Origin of the sequence: Rhodopseudomonas sp. (genome assembly GCF_036404135.1) — a bacterium.
Taxonomy (GTDB): domain Bacteria; phylum Pseudomonadota; class Alphaproteobacteria; order Rhizobiales; family Xanthobacteraceae; genus Rhodopseudomonas_A.
This window is the reverse complement of sequence record NZ_DASWPE010000025.1, coordinates 1-20,884: the sequence shown is the minus strand read 5'-3', so window position 1 is coordinate 20,884 and position 20,884 is coordinate 1. Positions and strand designations below refer to the sequence as shown.

Sequence of the window (20,884 nt, the reverse complement as noted above, 5' to 3'; positions counted from 1 at the left end):
GTGACCAGCCGGAGGCGCAAGCCCGACCCCAGCGTGGCGGTCATCGACATCGGATCGAATTCGGTCCGTCTCGTCGTCTATCAATCGATGGCGCGCAGCCTGGTTTCGCTGTTCAACGAAAAGACGCTGTGCGGGCTCGGCCGCGAGGTGCAGTCGACCGGGCTGTTGGCGGCCGATGCGGTCGACAAGGCTTTGACCTCGCTGCGGCGGTTTCGCGCGCTGATCAAGGTGATGAAGGTCGGCCGCGTCCACGCCATCGCCACCGCGGCCTGCCGCGACGCGACCAACGGCCCGGAGTTCATCGCCAATGCCGAGCGGATCTGCGGCGTCGATATCGAAATCCTGTCCGGTCCGCGCGAAGCCAAATTGTCGGCGCTGGGGGTGATCTCCGGCGTGCACAAGCCGGACGGCATCGTCGGCGATCTCGGCGGCGGCTCCTTGGAACTGATTGACGTGCGCGGCAATCGCGTTCGCACCGGCGTGACCTTGCCGCTCGGCAGCCTGGCGCTGCAGGACGCCTCGCAGAAATCGCCGAAGCGCGCCGAGCGCATCGTGCAGGCGGCATTGGCCGAGGTCGGGCCGCTGCAGGCCGGGCGAGGGCGCACCTTCTACGCCGTCGGCGGCACCTGGCGGGCGCTGGCCCGCATCCACATCCTGCAGAGCGAATATCCGCTGCGGGTGATGCACGGCTACGCGATTCCCGCGACCGAGGCGCTGCGCTTTGCCCGCCGGCTGCGAAGGCTGGCGGCGGCCGACACGCTGGCCGATATCGAGTCGGTCGCCGAGGCGCGGCGGCCGCTATTGGTCTATGCCGCGCTGGTCCTGGAATATGTGATCCGGGTGGCGCAGCCGACCACCATCGTGTTTTCCACCTTCGGGGTGCGCGAGGGCCTGCTCTACGAACAGCTGCCCGCGGCGGAACGCGCCAAGGACGGGCTGATCTGCGCCGCCGGCAATCTCAACGAATTGCTGTCGCGCTCGGCGCTGCACGCCCAGGAGCTGATCGGCTGGACCGACCGCTTCATCAGGATCGCCAAGCAGGCCGAGACCCCCGACGACCGGAGGCTGCGGCACGCCGCCTGTCTTTTGTCCGACGTCGGCTGGCGGGTGCATCCGGACTATCGCGGCGAACAGACCCTCAATCTGATCATCAACGGCAATTTCGGCGACGTCAGCCATCAGGGCCGCGCGTTCCTAGCGTTGTCGGTTTTCTATCGCTACGCCGGCTTCGGCGAACAGAACGAGCCGTCGCCGCAGGTCCGCGCCATGGTGACGCCGGCGATGGACGAGCGCGCCAAGCTGCTCGGCGCCGCGTTCCGGGTCGCCCATCTGATCAGCGCGGCGCGTCCCGGGGTGTTGCCGGCGACGCATTTCAGCAGCAAGGGCCGCAAGCTGACGCTGGTGTTCGAGCATCGCATGGTCGACCTGGTGGCCGACCGGGTCGGCAGCCGCTTCAAGCAACTGGCGCGGTTGGTCGGCTGCTCCGGCAATATCGTGCGGCGTTAGACTTCGGTCCGTTCGACCCGCACCACTTTGCCCTTTTCGATCGCCAGCGCCAGCCGGCCCTGTTTCAGGGCGAGGGCGGCTTCGCCGAACAATTCGCGCCGCCAGCCTTGCAGCGCGCCGACGTCGGCATGGTCATCGGCGGCAATCTGCTCGAGATCGTCGACCGTGGCGATCACCTTGCTGGCCACCGCGTGGCGCTCCGAGGTCATCCGCAGCAGCACCTTCAGCAATTCGACGATCGCCGCGCCGTTGCCGTTGCCGCGCGGCTTCTCGATCTTGGGCAGCGTGGCGGGATCGCGGGCGAGGCCGCGCTGCACCGCGGCGACGATGTCGGCGCCCCATTTCGAGCGGTCGAAGCCCTTGGGCAGCGAGCGCAGCCCGGCGAGCCGTTCCAGCGTGGTCGGGGCATGGGTCGCGATATCGCCGACGGTGTCGTCCTTCAGCACCCGCGAGCGCGGCACGTCGCGGCTCTGCGCTTCCTGTTCGCGCCAGGCCGCCACCTCCATCAGCACCGCCAGCTCTTTCGGCTTGCGCACGCGGGTTTTCAACCGTTCCCAGGCGCTGCCGGGGTCGAAGTCATAGGTCTTCGGTGAGGTCAGCACCCGCATTTCCTCGCTGACCCAGTCGCTGCGGCCGCGCTTCTTCAAGTCGGCGTCGAGCGCCGCGAACACGTCGCGCAAATGGGTGACGTCGGACACCGCGTAATGCAGTTGCTCTTCGGTCAACGGCCGGCGCGCCCAGTCGGTAAAGCGGTGGGTCTTGTCGGGGCGATGCCCGGTGATGCGCTCGACCAACTGGTCGTAGGCGATGGAATCGCCATAACCCAGCACCATCGCGGCGACCTGGGTGTCGAAGATCGGATGCGGCACGATGCCGGCGCGGTGCCAGACGATTTCGATGTCCTGCCGGGCGGCATGGAACACCTTCAGCACGTCGTCATTCGCCATCAGGTCGAAGAACGGCTTCAAGTCGATGCCCGGCGCCAGGGTATCGACCACCACGGCGTCCTCGGCGCTGGCCATCTGCACCACGCAGAGCAAAGGATAGTAAGTCGTCTCGCGCAGGAATTCGGTATCGACGGTGATCGCCGGGTGCTTGGCAAGACGGTCGCAAACCGCGGTGAGTTGGTCGGTGGTGGTGATCAGATCCATGGATTGTCCATAACGCTTCTTGACCGGCGTTCTGCCCAAAGCGCTGATATGTCAAGCGGCTTTCGAGAAATGGCGGGCGAATCCGCCCACTAGACACGCTCCCTCCGCCGCGATCAAGTTCCGCAGAAGGTCTGCAGCACCTGCTCGTGCGGCTGCGGCGGCTGAGCATATCGGGCAAATGCCGGCTGATCCGCATAGGGATGCGCCAACACCGCCAGCAATTCCTCGAACGGCGCGAAGTCGTCGCGCTCGACCGCCGCCTCGATCACCGCCTGGATGCGGTGGTTGCGCGGAATGAACGCCGGATTGACCGCCTGCATCGCCTTGCTGCGGCTGGCCGCATCCTGCGGCTCGGCGGCGATGCGCTGCCGCCAGCGCTCCAGCCAGCCGTCGAAGGCGGCCGGATCGGCAAACAAGGCGCGCACCGAATCCGTCTCAGCATTTCCAGCTAAGTCACTGAGCATGCGGAAGGTCAGGGTGAAATCGGCCTGCTGCTCGGTCATCACGGCGAGCAGGTCGCCGATCAATTCGCGGTCGCCGTCCTGCGCGGTGAATAGCCCGAGCTTGGCGCGCAGCCCGGCGTGGTACGCCTGCCCGAAGCGCTCCGAGAACTGGCCGAGCGCGGCCTCAGCGTCGGCGATCGCCTGGTCCTGCTGGTCGGCAATCAGCGGCACCAGGCACTCCGCCAGCCGGGTCAGATTCCACAGCGCGATCCGCGGCTGGTTGCCATAGGCATAACGGCCGGTCTGGTCGATCGAGCTGAACACCTTGGCCGGATCGTAGCCGTCCATGAAGGCGCAGGGGCCGTAATCGATGGTCTCGCCGGCCACCGAGCAATTGTCGGTGTTCATCACGCCATGGATAAAGCCGACCAACAACCAGCGCGCCACCAGTTCGGCCTGCCGCGCGATCACCTCCTGCAGCAAAGCAAGATATGGCTGTTTGTCATTGTTCGCATTGGGATAATGCCGCGCGATGACGTGGTCGGCGAGCGCCTTGACCGCGTCCGGATTGCGCCGCGCCGCGAAGAACTGGAAGGTGCCGACCCGGATATGGCTGGTGGCGATGCGGGTCAGCACCGCGCCGGGCAATAGGGTTTCGCGGGCCACGGTTTCGCCGGTGATGACGGCTGCGAGCGAGCGGGTGGTGGGGATGCCGAGCGCCGCCATCGCCTCGCTGACGATATACTCGCGCAACACCGGCCCCAGCGCCGCGCGACCGTCGCCGCGGCGCGAATAGGGCGTCGGACCCGAGCCCTTCAACTGGATGTCGCGGCGCACGCCGTGCTGATCGATCACCTCGCCGAGCAGGATGGCGCGGCCGTCACCGAGTTGCGGCACGAACTGGCCGAACTGGTGCCCGGCATAGGCCATCGCGATCGGCTCGGCACCCTCCGGGATGCGTTTGCCGGCCAGGATCTCGGCGCCCTCCGGACTGTCGAGCCGATCCGGATCGAGCCCGAGCTCAAGCGCCAGCGGCCGGTTCAGCTTGATCAGCCGCGGCGTCGCCACCGGGGTCGGCGCCACCCGCTGGAAGAAGCCTTCGGGCAGCGCGGCGTAGCTGTTGTCGAACGGAAAATGTACGGTCATCACACACCCAGCTGGGGATCGATCCAGGTTCAGACAATCACCCAAGCGTGGCATCTGCAAGTCGTTCCGATTTGTTGCAATGCCGCGCGATCCCTGCCATTGCACGCCTGCCCCTGCGCCGGCATGCGGTTGCCCCACCCGGTTGGCTCGGCTAAACCCTGACCCGTTCCGCAGCCGCTGCGGAACCGTTTGATTCTGCCCTCTGACGGCTTTCCAGGATTTCCATGCACCGTTACCGATCCCACACCTGCGGCGCGCTCCGCGAAAGCCACATCGACCAGACCGTCCGCGTCTCCGGCTGGTGCCACCGCATCCGCGACCATGGCGGGCTGTTGTTCATCGACCTGCGCGACCATTACGGGCTGACGCAATGCGTCGCCGATCCGGATTCGCCGGCCTTCAAGGATGCCGAGAAGCTGCGCGCCGAATGGGTGGTGCGGATCGACGGCAAGGTCCGCCGCCGTCCCGAAGGCACCGACAATGACGACCTGCCGACCGGCCAGGTCGAGATTTTCATCACCGAGATCGAGGTGCTGGGACCCGCCGGCGAGCTGCCTTTGCCGGTGTTCGGCGAGCAGGAATATCCCGAGGACATCAGGCTTAAGTACCGCTTCCTCGACCTGCGCCGTGACAAGCTGCATCAGAACATCATGACCCGCGGCGCGATCGTCGATTCGATGCGCAAGCGTATGAAGGAGCAGGGCTTCTTCGAATTCCAGACACCGATCCTGACGGCGTCGTCGCCGGAAGGCGCGCGCGACTTCCTGGTGCCGTCGCGCATTCATCCGGGCAAGTTCTACGCGCTGCCGCAGGCGCCGCAGCAATACAAGCAGCTGTTGATGATGTCGGGCTTCGACCGCTATTTCCAGATCGCGCCGTGCTTCCGCGACGAGGACCCGCGCGCCGACCGGCTGCCCGGCGAATTCTACCAGCTCGACGTCGAGATGAGCTTCATCACCCAGGACGACGTGTTCGCGGCGATGGAGCCGGTGATCACCGGCGTATTCGAGGATTTTGCCAAAGGCAAACCCGTGACCAAATCATGGCCGCGGATCGCCTATGCCGACAGCCTGAAAAAGTACGGCACCGACAAGCCCGACCTGCGCAACCCGATCGAGATGTCCGAGGTCTCCGAGCATTTCCGCGGTTCCGGCTTCAAGGTGTTCGCCCGCATGCTCGAGGAGGAGCGCAACCAGGTCTGGGCGATCCCAGGACCGGGCGGCGGTTCCCGCGCGTTCTGCGACCGGATGAATTCCTGGGCGCAGGGCGAGGGCCAGCCCGGCCTCGGCTACATCATGTGGCGCGAGGGCGGCGAGGGGGCTGGCCCCTTGGCCAACAACATCGGCGCGGAGCGCACCGCGGCGATCCGCGAGCAGCTTGGCCTGAAGGCCGGCGATGCCGCGTTCTTCGTCGCCGGCGATCCGGCGAAGTTTGTCCGCTTTGCAGGACTTGCGCGCACCAAACTCGGCGAGGAATTGAACCTGGTCGACAAGGAGCGCTTCGAGCTCGCCTGGATCGTCGACTTCCCGATGTACGAATACAACGAGGACGACAAGAAGGTCGACTTCTCGCACAACCCGTTCTCGATGCCGCAGGGCGGCATGGAGGCGCTGCTGACGCAGGACCCGCTGACCATCAAGGCGTTCCAGTACGACATCACCTGCAACGGTTATGAGATCGCCTCGGGCGGCATCCGCAACCATCGCCCCGAGGCGATGGTGAAGGCGTTCGAGATCGCCGGCTATGGCGAGCAGGAAGTGGTCGATCGTTTCGGCGGCATGTACCGCGCGTTCCAATACGGCGCGCCGCCTCATGGCGGCATGGCGGCCGGCGTCGACCGCATCGTCATGCTGCTGTGCGGCACCAACAATCTGCGCGAAATCTCGCTGTTTCCGATGAACCAGCGCGCCGAGGACCTGCTGATGGGCGCGCCGTCCGACGTCACGCCCAAGCAGTTGCGCGAGCTGCACATCCGGCTCAATCTGCCGGAAAACTAATAACGGCTAAAACGCCGACTAAAATGCCGACGACGTTGCCGGGGGGACGCATGGTGAGCAATTCCGAAGAGCTGCAGGCCGCGGCGCTGGCGTATCACCGCCTGCCGCGTCCCGGTAAGCTCCAGATCCAGGCGATCAAGCCGCTCGCCAACCAGCTCGATCTGGCGCTGGCCTATACGCCCGGCGTCGCCGCCGCCTGCAACGCCATCGCCGCCGATCCGACCCAGGCAGCCTCATTGACCATCCGCGGCAATCTGGTGGCGGTGGTCACCAACGGCACCGCGGTTTTGGGGCTCGGCAATATCGGGCCCTTGGCCTCGAAGCCGGTGATGGAAGGCAAGGCGGTTCTGTTCAAGAAATTCGCCGACATCGACGTGTTCGACATCGAGATCGCCGCCGACACCGTGGAGCGGGTGGTGGAGACGGTGGCGGCGCTGGAGCCGACCTTCGGCGGCATCAATCTGGAAGACATCAAGGGTCCGGAGTGCTTCGAGATCGAAGCCAAGCTCAAGGACCGGATGAAGATCCCGGTGTTTCACGACGATCAGCACGGCACCGCGATCATCGTCGGCGCCGCGGTGAAGAACGCGCTGCGGCTCACCGGCAAGAAGCTCGACGAGGTCAAGATCGTTGCCGCCGGCGCCGGCGCCGCGGCTTTGGCCTGCCTCAACCTCTTGGTGTCGCTCGGCGCGCAACGCAAGAATATCTGGGTCTGCGACCTTGAGGGCGTGGTCTATGAAGGCCGCACCGTGCTGATGGACCGCTGGAAGGCGATCTATGCGCAGTCGACCGACAAGCGGGTGCTGGCCGAGGTGATCGGCGGCGCCGACATCTTTCTCGGGCTGTCCGGGCCGAACGTGCTGAAGCCGGAGATGGTGGCGCAGATGGCGGAGCGGCCGCTGGTGATGGCGCTCGCCAACCCGACCCCGGAAATCATGCCGGACGAGGTGCGCAAGATTCGCCCCGACGCGATGATCTGCACCGGACGCTCCGACTTCCCCAACCAGGTCAACAACGTCCTGTGCTTTCCCTACATCTTCCGCGGCGCGCTCGACGTCGGCGCCACCGCGATCAACGAGGAGATGAAGGCCGCCGCGGTCGACGCCATCGCGCAGTTGGCGCGCGACCCGCCGCAGGAAGCGGTGGCGATCGGCTTTGACGGCGACGAGGAACTGGGCTTCGGCCCGGGCTCGCTGATCCCGAGCCCGTTCGATCCGCGGCTGATCCTGCGGATCGCGCCGGCGGTGGCCAAGGCGGCGATGGACTCCGGCGTCGCCACCAGGCCGATCAGCGATTTCGACGAATACGGCGCCCAGCTCGAGCGCTTCGCGTTCCGCTCCGGTCTGGTGATGAAGCCGCTGTTCACCAAGGCCAAGGCGCAGCCGGTGCGGGTGATCTACGCCGAAGGCGAGGACGAGCGCGTGCTGCACGCGACGCAAACCATCCTCGAGGAGAAGCTGGCGCGGCCGATCCTGGTCGGGCGCCCCGCGGTAGTGGCGGCAAGGATCAAGCGCTACGGCCTGTCGATCCGCGCCGGCGAGGACTTCGACCTGGTCAATCCCGAGGACGATCCGCGCTACCGCTCCTATGTGCAGTCCTATATCGACGCCGCCGGCCGCAGCGGCGTCACCCCGGAGACCGCGCGCACCGTGGTGCGCACCAACGCCACCGTGATCGCGGCGCTGGCGGTGGCGCGCGGCGAGGCCGACGCGATGATCTGCGGCGTCGACGGCCGCTACATGAGCCATCTGCGCCACATCCGCGAGATCCTCGGCTCGCTGCCCGGCGTCACCGATTTCGCCGCGCTGTCGCTGATGATCACCTCGAAGGGCGCGATCTTCATCGCCGACACCCAGGTACGGCCGAACCCCAGCCCGGAAGAACTCGCCGAAATCGCCGCGCTCGCCGCGATCCACGTGCAGCGCTTCAACATGAAGCCGCGGATCGCCTTCGTGTCGCATTCGGATTTCGGCAGCTACGATACCGAATCCTCGCGCAAGATGCGCCGCGCCACCGCGATCCTGGCGCAGAACCATCCGGAGATCGAAGCCGACGGCGAAATGCAGGGCGACACCGCGCTGTCGGAGGCGGCGCGGCGCTTGATCCTGCCGCATTCGCGGCTGGAGGGCGAAGCCAACGTGCTGATCATGCCGAACCTGGATACCGCCAACGTCGCCTATCAGATGATCAAGGTGCTGGCGGACGCGCTGCCGGTGGGGCCGATCCTGATCGGGCCGGCACGGCCGGCGCATATCCTGACGCCGTCGGTGACCGCGCGTGGCATTCTCAACATGACCGCGGTCGCCGCCGTCGAGGCCCAGGAACGCGCCGGGCGCCAGCAGCCGGCGCTGTTTGCCTGAAAGCTTCGTCATTGCGTATTCGGCTCCGGCCTTTGGCCGAGCCGGCCGGATGACAGATTTGTGCTGACCGAGCGTCGAACTGATCGAAGTGCTGCGTGCTGCCTACGGCTCGCAATGACGGTCAGCCCCCCGAGCACCGCGCCGCAACGCGCGCGCCACTTTGGTCGCGCCGCCGCCATCATATCATCGTTTGAAAACCGCCGACCGACCCCGCATACTCCGCGCGCCATCGCCAACCGTCTCTGCTCTCAGTGAGGTCGACCATGCCTGCGTTCATCAGTTTCGGCCGCTTTCTGTTCGCCGTGTTGTTCATCTTTTCCGGAGCCGCCAAACTGCTCGACCTCGCGGCGACCACCGAGGTGGTGTCGAAGATCGCGATCCCCGCGCTGCTGACGCCCTATACCGCCGAACTCGAAACCATGGCCGGGATGACCACGCCGAAAATGCTGGCGATCGCCGCCGGCGTCACCGAATTGCTGTGTGGGGTGATGATCGGCTTCAACTTCGCCGCTCGCTACTTCGCGATGATCCTGATCGTGTTCGTCATCGTGGCGACCTACACCCAGCATGATTTCTGGAATCAGAGCGGCGCGGAATCCACCAACAACATGATCCACGCGCTGAAGAACCTGTCCTTGATCGGCGCGCTGTTGATCATAATCGGAATCGGCCGCGGCCCGCGCCCGGTGGCGGCCGAGCCGACCTACAGCGACGCCTGACCAGGCGTCGCCGTCGTGAGGCGCCGCGTCACAGCGTCTTGAGATATTCCAGCAATGCCTTCTTGTCCTCGGCGGGCAGTTGCGTTCCGAATTCGTGGCCGCAATTGCTGTTGCCGGAATTCAGGTTGGCGCAGTCGGTGGTTGTGAGCGTGTAGTTGAACTCGCCTTGCTCCACCGCCAGCCCGACATTGATGGTGTCGTAGGCCGGCCCGATCTTGAACTGCTTGACGCGGTTGGCTGCGGGTTTCAGCAATTCCACCAGCGTCGGCACCGAGCCGTTATGCAGATAGGGCGCGGCGGCCCAGATCCCCTGCAACACCCGGGACTCGTAGGAGCCTTTCGGCGGCGGCGCCGCGGCGGCCTGGGTCAGTCCCGGCGGCACCGCGCCCTGGATGCGCAGATCCTGCGGTTGCGGCGAGGGGGCCGCGGGCGTCGCAGTGCGGAACGCGCCTTGCAGATCGCGCAGCGCCGGCGGCAGCCGGGTCAGCGGCGCCCGCGGCGCGTTGGCGGCGGTGCGGGTCGGCGCGTTGGCCGCGGTCGCCACCAGCGCCGAGGCCCCCGGCGTTGCGGTGGCGCCAAATAACGCCTGCTCGGCGATCGAGCCGATCACCGAAGTGGCCAGTACGTTGAACGCCAGGTCGGTGTCCTTCAGCGGCTCGGTCACGAACGGGATGAAAGCGCCCTGCAGCACCCCGGTCTTGGCGGTCCACGCCAGCACGTCGTATTCGCGGGTGTCGGTGCCGACATTGTCGACCGGCGTCGCCCAGGTCTGCTGATTGGGGAAGCGGACCGGCCCGGCCTTGATGCCGTGGCATTCGATGCAGCCGCCATCGGCCTGGGCGCGGGCATAGATCGCCTTGCCGCGGGCCGCCAGCTCGTCGTCGACCAGCCAGGGCCATTTCGGCGGCCCGATATCCTTGACCAGCTGCTCGAGCTTGTTGAGGCCGTCGAAATTCGCGGAATTGTTGTGCAGGAAGTCGACCACCAGGCCGTCGTTCTGCGGTTCGAACACGCCGAACACGCCAAACACTTCGCCGAGATTGCGCGACAGCGCCAGGATGTCGCTGCCGTTGTCGGCAAAGCCCGGCCACTGCGTCTTCGACTGGATCGGCGCGTTCCACAGGAACGGATAGCGCACCGGCGCGTCGGCGCGCTTGATGTTGTCGGCGATCAGGTAGCTCGGCGGCGGGCCGAGATCGAGCCCGGTCAAGCGATCGAAGATCATGCCGACGGCGTCGAGCCGCGACGGCCCCCAGCTCGAAGCCGGCAGCGCCCGGGTGATCAGCGTGTGGTAGCGCAAGTACCAGAGTTCGAAGTTCTGCCGCAGCGTTGCGACGTCGTCCGGATCCGGCGTCGCCGAATGCAGCACCGTCGCGGCGAACGGGTTGAAGCTGGCGTCGCTGGCGCGGACCTGGGAGGCTGCGGCGTCGAGATCGCTGAGGAAGGCCTGGAAGTCGACGATCGCCGGGCCGCCATCGATCCGATAGGTCTTGCCCTCGGCGGTGATCTGCCTGGTGTGGCAGGCCGAACAGGTCATGCCGGCGATCTCGACGCCGGCGGCGCCCGACGCGGTGAAGCCGACCGGAAGCCCGTCGCTGTTGGCGGGGTTCGGCAGATAGCCGTAGCGCGCCAGGCTGTCGGCCAGAAACGGCTGGCCGTTGGGCTGCTTGAAGGCTTGCAGCCAGGCCAGCGGGATCATCCGCGAGCCCTGGTCGCGGCTGTAATAGTCGGCGCGTGACACCGCGTTCCATTTCGGGCCCTGGTCGGCGAAGATCGGCGGAGGGTCCGCGGCCCGCGCCGGCGAGCCGGCGGTCAGCGCCAGAGCGACAATCGGCACAGTCAAGCAGCCGGCACGCATGGCACGCATGGTACGTCTCCCTCTTTCAATCCTTGGTTGCTATATGGCATCATTGCTCGCAGAGTCGCTCTGCGCAAGAGGCGTGACCTGGGGTTGTGTTATTCAGTAGTCTCGCCAGCGCCGCGGCCGTTCAAGCCGTCCGGAGACGCGCCGATGCGAGGCAGGTGCGGTGCGGTGAATCGGATCGCCGTGGCGGCTTACCGATCAGGACGGCGTGGCACGGCGCCAAGCGGTGACGCTGACGCCGGCTGCCTCGTCGAGCATCTCGGCCTCGCAGGCGCGCAGCCCGTGCGCTGCCAGGATCTGTTCGGGGGTGTGCTCCGGCACGCCGGGAAAGCACGGCTCGCCGTCCGGCAGGCGGACCTGCGGCGCCCGCGACAGCCAGAACGTATCGAAGCGGTCGAAGAACAGCGCGAACACCTCGGGGCCGCCGATGATCGCCACGCTGCCGGCGTCGACCCCGGCGGCTTTGCAGCCCTGTTCGAACGCGGCGCCGGCCGGATTCCACAGCGTGCCATTGCGATTGGACGGGTCCGGCGCCAGCGCGGCGATGCTTCGGGTCGCCACCAGGCGCTTGCGCCGCGCCGAATTCGGCTGATCCTCATAGGAATGCCGGCCGTGCACGATCAGCGCGGCGCGCTCCAGCGCGGCGAGAAAGAAGCGCTGGTCGCCGGGGAATTTCAGCGCCTCGGGCATGACGTGGCGCGCGTCCGCCAACATGCCGTCCGCCGACACGATGACGTAGCCTTCGACCACAAGCCTGGACTGCTGCGAAATCACCAACTCAACACGACGCCATTTCGATCGCTACGATGCTATTCGGAAATCGTCTGCACCACGCTGTTGAGCGGGCGGGTCGACACCGTCGGCAGCTTGGTCTCCTTGGCGAGCGCGTCGTCATATTCCGCAAGCGTCGCGACCGGCGCCTTGGCCTTCATCTGCACCACCTTGTAGCCGCCGGCTTTCAGCCGGCGCAACAGCGTCGGCAGCGCCTCGGCGGTGTGCTTCTGGAAATCGTGCATCAGGATGATGCCCTTGCCGAGCCGGTCGACCTTGCTCATCACGGTGTCGATGATCTTTTCCGGCTTGCCGGCCTTGAAGTCGAAGGAGTCGAGATCGCAGGAGAAGATCGCGACGTTGCGGCTGCCGAGATAGCTCACCATCGCCGGCGGATGCTGCAGCGCCGGGAAGCGGAAGAACGGCGAGGGCGCGGTGCCGAGCGCCCATTTCACCGCGCTGAAGCCTTTTTCGATCTCGTCCTTCTGCTGCTGCTCAGTGAGCTTCTTGTTGTTGAGGTTGGCATGCGACCAGGTGTGCGCGCCGATGGTGTGGCCGGCGGCAGCCACCGCCTTGAGAATTTCCGGGTGATAGGTGGCGTGCTTGCCGATCGGAAAGAAGATCGCCTTGGTGCATTCGTCGGCCAGGGTCTTCAGCACCGAGGGGGTGTTGACCGGCCACGGACCATCGTCGAAGGTCAGCACCACTTCCTTGTCGCGCAGGAAATCCAGCTGCTTGAAATGCTCGAAGCCGAAGCCGGGCCCGCCGGTGGTGTCGATTTCGACCACCCGGCCGACGCCGAGTGCATCGGGATTGCCGCAGACGGCTTTCGCCGGCGCGGCCGCGGGGGCAGGAGCCGGCGCGGCGGGCGCCGGTTGCGGCGCGGCGCCGACCGTGGTGGGCGCCGCGGCTTGGGCGGCGGCGTGGGTGTTGCGCGGCGTGCTCTGCGCGAAAGCCGTCACCGCCACGCCGACCGAAACGGCACCCGCAACCAGCAATCCTGTCGCCATGCGCATCGCGTTTCCCTTCGCTCGCGTCCTCCGGCTCGGGGCCGGAGTTGGATCCCGCCTGATTCACCAGCCTAGAGGCAGCCGCGCCGAAACGGCAACGTTTTTATGCGTTGTCCCGGCTGCTGCGCGGGGCGACTGGGATTTCTCCGAGGTGGGCGGCGATGCGCGGCCGCGCGCCGGCGCTATCTAGCGCAGCCGGACGATGAAGTCGGTGCCTTCGCCGGTTTCGCCGGCGGCGATGCCCTGATCGGAGACGATGATCGAGCTGCCGGTCGACAGCTGTTCGGCGATCCTTGCCACCGCGTCGGGCGGAATCTTCAGCCGGTCGAGCGCCTCGGCGGCGCTGCCCGGCAACGGCACGGACTTCACCTCGATCGCGCCGACGCTCTTGCGTCGTCGCGCCGGGCCGTCATCGTCCGCCATCTCGGCGCGCCGCGGCGCATTCGGCATCGACAGCACCGACCAGGTGATCGCGCTGGCGTCGGCCTTGTCGGCCTTGTCGGTCTTGGCGGTGAAGACATGGGTGCCGAGCGGGCGATCGCCGGCAATCTCGATCGGCGCGTCGAACAGCGGCGCGAAATTCTGCCGCACATAGAGCTTGCCGTCCTTCCGGCTGACCAGAACCGAGATCGGGCCGCCGCGCTTTGCCGGTTGAGCCTGATCCGGTTTGGCGGCGCCGGCGTCCGCGGCGCGGCCCTGATCCTTGGGCAGCTCGGGCGCTGCGGCCGGCGGCGCAACGGATTCGGTGGTCTCGACGGCTTTCGCCGCCGATGGCTCGGCGGCCGGCGGCGTCGTCGCCTCGCTGGCGGCCGGCGCGACCGGCGCCGCGGCCTCGTTGGCGGCGTCCTTGCCGTTCGGGATGGCGTCGCTCGCGGCGGGACCCGGCAGCACGCTGCTGGCGTCGGCGGTGCGACGCTGAGCCGGCGCGCTCGAGGCAATGGCGGGTGCTGCGATCGCCGGCTTGTCGGAGGCCAGCGTGCTGCGCAATTCGGGGACGACCGGCGCCGCGGCGGCCTTGTCGGATTTGCCGGTGGTGACCGGCTCGGGCAGCGCCGCGCCGGGCACCGGCGCCGGCTTCTGCGCGATCAAGAGCGGATGCGCGAAATGCTCCGGCGCGATCTCGCCGGGGGTGATCACCACCCGCGCGCCCATCCGGGTCCAGCCCCACATCCTGGTGGCGAAATTCGTCGGCATCCGGATGCAGCCATGCGAGGCCGGATAGCCCGGCAGCACGCCGGCGTGCATCGCCACGCCGGACCAGGTGATGCGCTGCATATAGGGCATCGGCGCGCCGCTATAGATGTTGGAGCGGTGCCATTTGTGTTTCTGAATCACGCTGAACACGCCCATCGGCGTGGAATGGCCGCGCATCCCGGTGGACACCGGGGTTTCCGCGAACAGGCCGTTGGCGTCGTAGAGCTTGAGCTGCTGCTTGTCGATCGAGATCGCGATCACCAGCGGGCCCTGCGGCTTGCGGGCCTCGCTGCCGAGCTTGTCGGGTTTGACGTCCGGACGGCGCTGCGCCTTGTGCCGCCGCTTCGGCGCGGGTGCGGGCGGCGGCGTCGGTTCGGTGCTGCTGTAATCGGCGGTGTCGTCGGGCCAGTACAGCGCCGGCGAGGCCTCGGCGCCGCGGCTGACCAGCAGCCCGGCCGCCGCGATCATGGCAAGGCGCAACCACGAAGGGGATCGCATCGCCGGGACGGGCAGGGCATTCGCGCGATGCGGACCAGTGGGATGAAACGCCTGCTGCTGGTCCACTTGATGCCCTCGAATACCGTCGCTGCGACTGAATCGTTAATATGTGTCGCAGAGCCGCTGCACTGTCACCAGCGCAGCGCTCGAATTCATGCTCATTTCGTCTCGACAGTAACAGAAAAGCCTCACAACGGGTTAATGCCCGGCCGCGGCATCTTATCAGCATCGCCGCGTCGTCCTACATAGGGGGAACCTTTGCTGACGGAGACATCAATGACTGTTCGAGCCCCTCGCATTTCCAATTTGAAGACCTGGACCCTCGCCGCGCTCGCCTTCGCGATGCTGTCCGGGTCGGTGGCCAGCGCCGCCGAAGAACCCGACCTGATCTTCCGGCGCTCGACCGTGTTCAAATGGCTCAGCCCGAACGACAAGCTTGCCACCTACGCGCTCGACGATCCGGAAGTCGAAGGCGTCGCATGCCATTTCACGGTGCCCGAGCGCGGCGGCTTCAAGGGCTGGCTCGGACTGGCCGAGGAGGTGTCGGACATCTCGCTGGCCTGCCGCCAGATCGGGCCGATCCACTTCAAGGACAAGCTGGAGCAGGGCGACGATATGTTCCAGAAGAAGCGCTCGTTGTTCTTCAAGAAGATGCAGATCGTGCGGGGCTGCGACACCAAGCGCAACGTGCTGGTCTACATGGTGTATTCCGACCGCATCATCGAAGGCTCGCCGAAGAATTCGACCTCCTCGGTGCCGGTGATGCCGTGGGGCGCGGGCGACGCCGCGGTTCAGAAATGCGCGGACTTTTTCAAGTAACCGCGGCAAACGATCGGCGCTAAAAGCACCGCGCAAACGCATGATGGGCTGACCGTTGCCGGCCAGCCCATCCTAACGTTGGTCCACTTGAAGGAGCTTTGTCCGAGCGCTGCTGACTGAACCCACCGATGCGAGCCGGATGATCACCACACCTCAGAGGCGGACTCACAAGCGATCAATGAAATCAGGCATTCAACGCGTCATTGCGAGGAACTCTTGCGACGAAGCAATCCAGGGCCACGCATGAGGCCCCTGGATCGCGTCACTGTTCGGTCGGCGCTGCGCGCCGCCTTCGGCTCGCAATGACAAAAACCCTGATTTTGCTCGCTGCTTTTCCGGTCCGACTCTCGGGATTCCGGTCAGAGTCTCGGAACAAAGTGTCAACGGCGAGCGAAAGCACCCCTTCAAACTGCGGCGCTAGCGCGCGCCGCGCCGCTCGGCGGATTGTCCCGCGCGCAACTTGCCACTCGGGTCGCGATAACCGACCAGTTGCACGAAGCCTTGCGGCGCGCAGTAGCTGGAATGGTGATTATTGTTGGATTGCAGCGCCATTTCGCCCGGCGTATCGCCGAGCATCATCCTGTCCTGCGCCAGACTGCGCCGGCTGCTGAGCCGCGCCGCCATCTGAGATGATCCAACGTTTGATGAAGCGTCGCCGATACGCGTGCTTCTGTTCACGATCGTCATCCTTTCCCTGAATATTGTTGGGTAACCCGCGAGCGACGGAAAAGTTCCATCCCGGCGATTGCCACTTCCAGGATAGTTCATTTGGTTCGGCAACGCACGGTTTGTTTCGTCGCCTTTGTACCGACGAAACAATTCAAACGCGTGACGAAACCGTTTCCTTGCCGCACGCAGACATCCTGAAACATCGATTGGTTATCAAAACTGCAACGGCGGCGGCACGGCGTCGCACGATGCGGTTGGCCGGCGCCACTTCCGCAGATCGAGGTGGCGGTTGCTGATCACCACCGCCGGGGCGAGTTGGTCCGAGTTGGTCAAAGCCTGATGATGTTTCGAATGATGGCGTTCTTCGCGTTGGCCGTCGCCGGTCTGGGAACTGCGGCCGCGGCGCAAGTCGCGCTGCAACGCCCGATTCCGGTCGAGGCCAAAGCGCCGGCGCCGCCACTCTGGGCCCCGCTGAAATCGCCGGATCGGCGCGGCGAGTTCATCCGGCTGTGCACCAGCCACATGGCGGGACGGTGGGCGCATCCCCAGGCGGTATGCGGTTGCCTGCACGATCACGCGATCGCCGCGGTGCAGGATCCGGATCTGCGCGAGGCGCTGCTGCGCGGGATCGGCGAAACCGGCGTTCCGACCATCGAGAGCGACTGGGTGCCGGCGTCGAAACAATCCCGGATCGACGAAACCTTCACGCAAATCGCCAAGCCGGCGTTGCAATGCATGTTCGAACCTTTGAACTGAGCGGCGCGCCCGCCGGCTGACGCGGCGCGACGATCAGGCCGAAAGGCCGGGCGTCATCGCCATCGGCGCCACCATCTCAAAGCTGATGCCGCGCGGGCCGCTCGACCAACGATGGACGGCGCGTGCGCGCTCGCTGAGCGACTTGATCAGCCGCATGCCGACATGGCCGTCCCGCCCGACGTCGAAATTCTCGGGAAAGCCCTCGCCGTCATCCCGGTACTGATAGGTGAGGGAATCGCGCAGGTCGCGGCGGCAGCTGATCCAGATCCGCAGCGGAAGGCCGGCAGGATGCGAGTACTTCACCGAATTGGAAAACAGCTCCGCGGTGATCAGCCCGAGCGGCAGCGCCAGCCGGAACGGCACCACATGTTCCGGAGAACAGGTCACCGCGAAGGTGGTGGCGGCCGAACACAGCGCGCGCATCGAACGCTCGCAGATATCTTCGAGATACTTGCTGAGCTGGATGGTTCCGGTCATCGAATGCGCCAGCAGGCTATGCAGCCTGGCCACGGCGTCGATGCGGTTGGCGATTTCCAGCAGCACCAGTTGCGGGTCGGTGGACTCGCCGCGGAACGCCTGCAGCCGCACGATACCGCTGATCATGGTGAGACTTTTCGCGATGCGGTAATCCGCCTCGCCGCGCAAATTGAATTCGGCTGAGGCGTCTGAACTGGCGGGGGATTGCCTGGGCATAATGATAGCCTCCGCAGAGATCTGCGCCTTGCATTATTGATCATACCACGACGGCGTCACGTTCAATTGTGGTCACATTTGCAGAATGATCCGGCCGAAGTAACTGCGTAGTCACCCGCATTGTGGATATCTGCGCTCGACCGTGCCGCCCGGTTACGACCCGAAATGAGCTAAATGATGTCGGGGCAGTGGCGCGGCCTTGGCTGCGAGCTCTGCGGGCAGGGGCGGATTCGTCGGGAGCGCGCGGGCAGGCCGCCGGTATGCAAGCGAGGGCTCTCGCATGTTTCGTCGCAACAGCTTCGCGCGAGGACGAACGCAAGCAGCGGAATTTGATGTGAGAGTCTCACTCAAAAAGCGATCGATGAAATCAGACATTCAACGCGCAATTGCGAGGAGCTGTTGCGACGACGCAATCCGGGCCACGCATGCAGCCCCTGTATTGCTTCGCTGTTCGTTCGGCGCTACGCGCCGGCCTCGGCTCGCAATGACACGCCCATTTTGCTCGCTGCTTTTTCGGTCGGACTCTGTGGAGAATGAGTCGTCTTGTTGCAAAGACGGATCGTGTTGATCGGCGGCGAAGACCGAGTGCGGCGCGACCCGCGCGATGCGTGCGTTGCTATTTCTTTTTGGTGCCGAACCGCGGCACGCAGCTGCGGGTCCGGGTGATGCCGCTCGAGGTCAGCGTCGCCCCCAGCACTTCCTTGATCTGCCCGGTCGGGCAGGAGCCGTCGTCGACCAGAATGCGTTGGCCCAATCGCAAGTCGACGATGTCGTTTTCGCGCGGCACCTGCTCGGCCGCGGCGGCCCCCACCTGCAGCAACGCAGCCATTCCGCAACCGGCGGCGAGCAATGCATGAATAGGCTTCGTCGATCTGGCTCTCAGCATCATCATTTGTTCTCGATCTTCAGGCCGTCGGGGCCGATGTTGATCTGCACGCCCTTCGGCTCCTGCTTCGCTTGATAAAGATTGTAGCCGACGACGCCGAGCACGACGACCAGTGCGCCGATGATCAGAAACAAAACATTGCGATTGGTGGGCACGGGGCTCTCCAGGTGGTTGCAGAACCACAACTGTAATTGTCGGTCGGCGATTCTCAAAGCTTGCAGAAACCGCTTCAAATCTTCGCCAGACGTGATTTGATCGCATCGGCCCAGCGCGACGACAGCCGCCGGCTGACAGCAGGAGAACCCAACCTTGAACGATGATCAACGCCGCATTCTTGACGCGGTTGATACGGGCTTCGACGCCCAGCTTGCCACCACGCGCGATTTCGTGGCGATCCCCAGCACCCGCGGCGCGGAAGCGCCGTGCCAGGACATGATGGCGGATCTGTTGCGGCAGCGCGGCTATGAGGTCGACGACTGGCATATCGATATCGACGAGCTGAAAGAGCTGCGCGGCTTCGGTCCGATCGAACACGATTTTTCCAAGGCCCGCAGCGTGGTCGGCAGCTATCGGCCGATGCGCCATGATGGCCACTCGTTGATCCTGCAGGGCCATTGCGACGTGGTGCCGGCGGGGCCGGTGGAGATGTGGGACACCCCGCCGTTCTCGCCGGTGGTGAAGGACGGCAAGCTGTTCGGCCGCGGCGCCTGCGACATGAAGTCCGGCACCATCGGCGCGCTCTATGCCCTGGATGCGATCAAGGCCGCCGGCTTGAAGCCGACCGCGCGGATTCACTTCCAGTCGGTGATCGAGGAGGAGAGCACCGGGCTCGGCGCGCTGTCGACGCTGCAGCGCGGCTATCGCGCCGACGCCTGTTTCATTCCGGAGCCGACCTTCGGCAAGATGGTGCGCTCGCAGGTCGGCGTGATCTGGTTCCGGCTGAAGGTGCGCGGCCTGCCGGTGCATGTCTACGAGGCCGGCGCCGGCGCCAACGCCATCACCGCGGCGTATCATCTGATCCAGGCGCTGCAACAACTGGAAGCCACTTGGAACGCGCGCGCGGCGTCCGATCCGCATTTCGGCAAGCTGCCGCATCCGATCAATTTCAATCCCGGAATCATCAAGGGCGGTGACTGGGCGTCCAGCGTGCCGGCGTGGTGCGACGTCGATTGCCGGATCGCGATCATGCCGGGCTGGTCGGTGGCTGAGCATCAGGCCGAGATCGTGGCCTGCGTGGCCGCGGCGGCGCGCGACCATCGCTTCTTGTCGAACAATCCGCCGGTGGTGGAATGGACCGGGTTTCTCTCCGAGGGCTATGAGCTGAAAAACTCCGCGGCGCCGGAAGCCGCATTCGGCAAGGCCTATGACGCAGTCTATGGCGGCACCGCGCCGGACCTGGCGTTCACCGCGCTGACCGATACCCGGTTCTATGGGCTGAACTACAACATCCCCAGCCTGTGTTTCGGCGCCAGCGGCGGCGCGATGCACGGCTTCAACGAATTCGTCGATCTGGACTCGTTGCGGCAATCCACCAAGGCCACCGCGCTGTTCATCGCCGAATGGTGTGGCGTCGAAGCCGCATAGCGACAGCGGGCCGCGAGCTGCGACCGCGACACAGGTCAGGGAGAGCGATGACGCCGCTCGAGCTGATCCGGTCGCGGCCGCTGGCGTTGGCCGCGCTGCTGGGACTGCCGGTCTGGCAAGACCCGGATCGAAACCGACGACGGCCGCCTGGTCGCGGCGGTGACGCCGACTCAGCTGGTACTCTGAGGCCGGCGGGCGTCGCGACGCGGCGCGCAACCTTCGGCTGCGCCTAGGACTGACCACAGTCCGTGGTGGTTTGATTTATCTTAAGTCCCCTTTAACGACAGTCGTTTAGTTTTGCTTAAGACTTGGTCCGCATGGGATCCTGTTCGTCCCTGTGGGGCACGCATGGCATATGCTCTTGAAATGCATGCTGCGATGCACAATATTGTCGGTCTAGGGAATCGAACGCCTCCTCGAGGGCCTTCTTCCAAGAGGAGCAAGGCAATGAACGACGCTGCGATAGCTGGTCAGACGGCTGCCAAGTGCAGGGTTCGCTCGCTGATCAATCAGGAACTGCCCTTACTGAAGGATCACCTGATGCGGCTCGATCCGGAGAGCCGCCGGGATCGCTTCAACGGTTACGCCGATGAGGGATTCATCGAGCGCTACGCTGGCAAATGCGCCGGCGACGGCACCATCATTCTGGCCTATTTCGCCGAGGACGGCGCGGTGCATGCCGCCGCCGAACTGCACCAGCCCGACCTGTCGTCCGACTCGCTGCCCGAAATCGCCTTCAGCGTCGAGGCCAGCCTGCGGCGCAAGGGCGTCGGCAGCACGCTGTTCAAGCAGCTGATCGCGGTGGCGAGTTCGCTGGG

Annotated in this window: 18 protein-coding genes; 8 read left to right on the top strand and 10 right to left on the bottom strand. The window is 65.6% G+C overall.

Annotation, left to right across the window (positions count from 1 at the left end; genetic code table 11):
- Positions 1–1,506, top strand: a complete 1,506-nt coding sequence (gene ppx, locus VGC77_RS03145; protein ID WP_331170106.1) for an exopolyphosphatase — start codon at positions 1–3, stop codon at positions 1,504–1,506.
- On the opposite strand, the gene rnd is transcribed toward ppx, so the two are convergent.
- Complete coding sequence (gene rnd, locus VGC77_RS03140; protein ID WP_331170105.1) at positions 1,503–2,657, bottom strand: ribonuclease D; 1,155 nt, start codon at positions 2,655–2,657, stop codon at positions 1,503–1,505. The genes ppx and rnd overlap by 4 nt on opposite strands.
- A 113-nt stretch (positions 2,658–2,770) precedes the next feature.
- On the bottom strand, positions 2,771–4,246 hold the full coding sequence (locus VGC77_RS03135) for a protein adenylyltransferase SelO (RefSeq protein ID WP_331170104.1): 1,476 nt from the start codon (positions 4,244–4,246) through the stop codon (positions 2,771–2,773).
- 224 nt (positions 4,247–4,470) lie between these two features.
- Between VGC77_RS03135 and aspS the strand changes: the two genes are divergently transcribed.
- The 3 genes from aspS to VGC77_RS03120 all read left to right on the top strand — a co-directional run bounded on the left by aspS (position 4,471) and on the right by VGC77_RS03120 (position 9,322).
- Positions 4,471–6,243 (top strand): aspartate--tRNA ligase, encoded by a 1,773-nt coding sequence (gene aspS / locus VGC77_RS03130; protein WP_331170103.1) that lies wholly within the window; start codon positions 4,471–4,473, stop codon positions 6,241–6,243.
- Between the two features lie 50 nt (positions 6,244–6,293).
- The gene (locus tag VGC77_RS03125) at positions 6,294–8,603 is read left to right on the top strand and encodes an NADP-dependent malic enzyme (protein ID WP_331170102.1); all 2,310 of its coding nucleotides are present in this window, start codon (positions 6,294–6,296) and stop codon (positions 8,601–8,603) included.
- Positions 8,604–8,866: 263 nt separating this feature from the next.
- Positions 8,867–9,322, top strand: coding sequence for a DoxX family protein (locus VGC77_RS03120; RefSeq protein WP_331170101.1), 456 nt, complete (start codon positions 8,867–8,869; stop codon positions 9,320–9,322).
- 28 nt (positions 9,323–9,350) lie between these two features.
- On the opposite strand, the gene VGC77_RS03115 is transcribed toward VGC77_RS03120, so the two are convergent.
- The 4 genes from VGC77_RS03115 to VGC77_RS03100 all read right to left on the bottom strand — a co-directional run bounded on the left by VGC77_RS03115 (position 9,351) and on the right by VGC77_RS03100 (position 14,629).
- A complete protein-coding gene (locus VGC77_RS03115) occupies positions 9,351–11,189 on the bottom strand; it encodes a di-heme-cytochrome C peroxidase (RefSeq protein ID WP_331170100.1) in 1,839 nt (612 codons plus the stop codon).
- A 195-nt stretch (positions 11,190–11,384) separates the two neighbouring features.
- The gene (locus VGC77_RS03110; RefSeq protein ID WP_331170135.1) at positions 11,385–11,900 is read right to left on the bottom strand and encodes a dihydrofolate reductase; all 516 of its coding nucleotides are present in this window, start codon (positions 11,898–11,900) and stop codon (positions 11,385–11,387) included.
- A 95-nt stretch (positions 11,901–11,995) separates the two neighbouring features.
- Complete coding sequence (locus VGC77_RS03105) at positions 11,996–12,973, bottom strand: polysaccharide deacetylase family protein (RefSeq protein ID WP_331170099.1); 978 nt, start codon at positions 12,971–12,973, stop codon at positions 11,996–11,998.
- A 180-nt stretch (positions 12,974–13,153) separates the two neighbouring features.
- The gene (locus VGC77_RS03100; protein ID WP_331170098.1) at positions 13,154–14,629 is read right to left on the bottom strand and encodes a L,D-transpeptidase; all 1,476 of its coding nucleotides are present in this window, start codon (positions 14,627–14,629) and stop codon (positions 13,154–13,156) included.
- A gap of 306 nt (positions 14,630–14,935) precedes the next feature.
- On the opposite strand from VGC77_RS03100, the gene VGC77_RS03095 reads away from it, so the two are divergent.
- A complete protein-coding gene (locus tag VGC77_RS03095) occupies positions 14,936–15,478 on the top strand; it encodes a CreA family protein (RefSeq protein ID WP_331170097.1) in 543 nt (180 codons plus the stop codon).
- Positions 15,479–15,895: 417 nt separating this feature from the next.
- Here the strand turns inward: VGC77_RS03095 and VGC77_RS03090 are convergent, their stop codons facing one another.
- The gene (locus VGC77_RS03090; RefSeq protein ID WP_331170096.1) at positions 15,896–16,102 is read right to left on the bottom strand and encodes a hypothetical protein; all 207 of its coding nucleotides are present in this window, start codon (positions 16,100–16,102) and stop codon (positions 15,896–15,898) included.
- Positions 16,103–16,489: 387 nt separating this feature from the next.
- On the opposite strand from VGC77_RS03090, the gene VGC77_RS03085 reads away from it, so the two are divergent.
- Positions 16,490–16,903 carry a hypothetical protein gene (locus tag VGC77_RS03085; protein ID WP_331170134.1) on the top strand — a complete coding sequence of 138 codons (414 nt, stop codon included), beginning with the start codon at positions 16,490–16,492 and terminating at the stop codon, positions 16,901–16,903.
- Positions 16,904–16,936: 33 nt separating this feature from the next.
- On the opposite strand, the gene VGC77_RS03080 is transcribed toward VGC77_RS03085, so the two are convergent.
- The 3 genes from VGC77_RS03080 to VGC77_RS03070 form a co-directional block, all read right to left on the bottom strand.
- Positions 16,937–17,596, bottom strand: coding sequence for a sensor histidine kinase (locus tag VGC77_RS03080; RefSeq protein WP_331170095.1), 660 nt, complete (start codon positions 17,594–17,596; stop codon positions 16,937–16,939).
- 616 nt (positions 17,597–18,212) lie between these two features.
- Positions 18,213–18,482, bottom strand: coding sequence for a DUF6719 family protein (locus VGC77_RS03075; protein ID WP_331170133.1), 270 nt, complete (start codon positions 18,480–18,482; stop codon positions 18,213–18,215).
- A gap of 2 nt (positions 18,483–18,484) precedes the next feature.
- Entirely contained in the window at positions 18,485–18,637 is a 153-nt protein-coding gene (locus tag VGC77_RS03070; protein ID WP_331170094.1) for a hypothetical protein, read from the bottom strand.
- A 154-nt stretch (positions 18,638–18,791) separates the two neighbouring features.
- Here VGC77_RS03070 and VGC77_RS03065 point away from each other — a divergent pair, with 154 nt between their 5' ends.
- Positions 18,792–20,066, top strand: a complete 1,275-nt coding sequence (locus VGC77_RS03065; RefSeq protein ID WP_331170093.1) for an ArgE/DapE family deacylase — start codon at positions 18,792–18,794, stop codon at positions 20,064–20,066.
- Positions 20,067–20,513: 447 nt separating this feature from the next.
- Positions 20,514–20,884 (top strand): GNAT family N-acetyltransferase (locus VGC77_RS03060; protein WP_331170092.1); only part of this gene is annotated, 371 nt, incomplete at its 3' end.